General features: G+C 36.2%; 2 protein-coding genes. Both read right to left on the bottom strand.

Going from position 1 to position 1508, the window contains the following annotated elements; genetic code table 11:
- The coding region (locus LRL21_RS44600) for a hypothetical protein (RefSeq protein ID WP_240422186.1) at positions 1-265 on the bottom strand (265 nt) is incomplete at its 3' end.
- 761 nt (positions 266-1026) lie between these two features.
- Complete coding sequence (locus tag LRL21_RS44595) at positions 1027-1353, bottom strand: hypothetical protein (protein ID WP_240422185.1); 327 nt, start codon at positions 1351-1353, stop codon at positions 1027-1029.
- Positions 1354-1508: the final 155 nt, after the last annotated feature.

Genomic DNA, 1508 nt, shown 5'->3' with positions numbered 1-1508 from the left:
AAATACTAAATTCTTGCCAATATTGGCTTGGCGCTGCCTCTGCATAGGCTGAATATTGACCCGTTATGACTTTCTGAGGATCATTCGTTATGATCCCTGCTCCCGGTCCGAAGCTCGTCGCTTCATAAGAACCACTTTCAAAGGATTCTACGGCAACAGGGCTAGAATAGTCCTCAGCATGGAGGAGGTTACTTGGGAGAATCGCAAATATCATCAATAAGCTTAAAACTAACATTAAAAGCTGCTTACCGCTCAAAAAATACACAAGACCACCCCTCTAGAATGAATACATATACCTATTCTCATTGAAAACACGGCCGTCATCGCTTCACAGCCCTTCTTAGCTGCTACGTTCCCCGTTCGCATTCACCCTTCAAATTGTTGACGATACTTTGGATCCATTTCAACACTGCGATGCTGTACATTTTGCTTTATAAATATGCATTTATCCCATAGGGTCTAATATAACAAATGAATCATGTCGTAAACTGTCGATTTATGTTGTCGAATTTTATTATTGAAAAAATAAAAGGATGATTGTCCCAAACGCTTAGGTAAAGGATAGAACTTTGCGTTCATTAGTAAAACAAAAACAAAAATATACAATAGTAGTAAAATTGGGCGAAGTGGGATTCACCACAATTGCATGCTTTTTAGCACGAACTCTCAATTAAAGATCCAATAATAAAACGAAATAAAAGTTTACATATTAATATTTATGTAATCTAATTTTCAATCTAATTTATTCGTCAAGCTCATTTCAACTTTTGTTATCATCATTACTTTAACCGCCGCGGTACAAATATTGAGCGATTTTCGTTGTTGTCTTTATACAGCTAGGATAATATGCATAATAAAATTTTCATCTTGCCCCGGGCTTAATTGGCATTTGGGCGCTAACTGAAAACTGCCGCGGGCAACTTATTCACGTTTTTATATTGTCCTTAGCGTAGCAGAAGGCAAAAAGAAAACCACAATACGAGGGTTAGTCGTATTGTGGTAAATTAGTGGTAAATTAAAAGTAAGCTAAATTTCAACTTCCTCACAATTATCGTACTTATCAATATCTATAGGAACCTTTTTTATTGTATGATCCGCAGAAATTTTGAGCATAGTATACGGATTAACACTGTTATCAGAAAACAACATTTCACTCTGCAAAAGCTCAGAAATTTTTATTAAAATGCTGACATCATCAACTGGAACTAAGTTTGCATCCCTAATATATACCGTAATTCTTAATGGAAACTCTGTGCACGCAATGAATGTTTGACATAAAATCTTTGTATCACTAGGTATTAAACCCTCCAAATTACCTTTTATGAGTATCGTATCAGCTTTAATATCAAACACAGTTGATAGTACTGATCTTAGCTGGAAACTATATAGACCGCAATTAATAAACTGCCAAAGACACTCCAATCGCCAAATCGGGTAAAGAATAGTAATAACTTACCCGAAGGCGGCGATGAACATGAGAAACGAAGAAATCGAGCGGTTGAATGCAG

This window comes from Paenibacillus periandrae (genome assembly GCF_022458865.1).
Taxonomy (GTDB): Bacteria; Bacillota; Bacilli; order Paenibacillales; family NBRC-103111; genus Paenibacillus_S; species Paenibacillus_S periandrae.
This window is presented reverse-complemented; position numbering and strand designations above follow the sequence as displayed.